The following is a 527-nucleotide window of genomic DNA, read 5'->3' on the forward strand; positions in this document are numbered from 1 at the left end:
GCCCAGCATATCGCCAACCTGCTGTGGGCCGTGGCGAAATTGGTGGACAAAGGGCCTGAGTTGGAGAAGACACCGAAGCTCAAAGAGGCCTTGGCTGCGCTACTGTCCCAGGTGAAAACCAAGGCCGAATCAAAAGCAGAGAAAGACCACTTTAATGCCCAGCATATCGCCAACCTGCTGTGGGCCGTGGCGAAATTGGTGGACAAAGGGCCTGAGTTGGAGAAGACACCGAAGCTCAAAGAGGCCTTGGCTGCGCTACTGTCCCAGGTGAAAACCAAGGCCGGATCAAAAGATGGGAAAGACGACTTCAACCCACAGGACATCGCCAACCTGCTGTGGGCGGTAGCGAAACTGGTGGACAACGGGCTGGAGTTGGAGAAGACACCGAAGCTGAAAGAGGCCGTGGCCGCGCTGTTGCCCTGGGTGAAAACCAAAGCCGAATCAAAAGAAGAGAAAGACCACTTCAAGCCACAGGAAGTCGCGAACCTGCTGTGGGCCGTGGCGAAACTGGTGGATAACGGGTTGGA

Annotated in this window: 1 protein-coding gene; it reads left to right on the forward strand. The window is 56.0% G+C overall.

The features are described from left to right. On the forward strand, positions 1-527 hold a 527-nt coding region (locus tag J7438_RS27395; RefSeq protein ID WP_209279162.1), incomplete at both ends, for a DUF1601 domain-containing protein.

The sequence above is a fragment of the Thalassotalea sp. G20_0 genome (genome assembly GCF_017744175.1).
In the GTDB taxonomy this organism is placed as follows: domain Bacteria; phylum Pseudomonadota; class Gammaproteobacteria; order Pseudomonadales; family Endozoicomonadaceae; genus Endozoicomonas.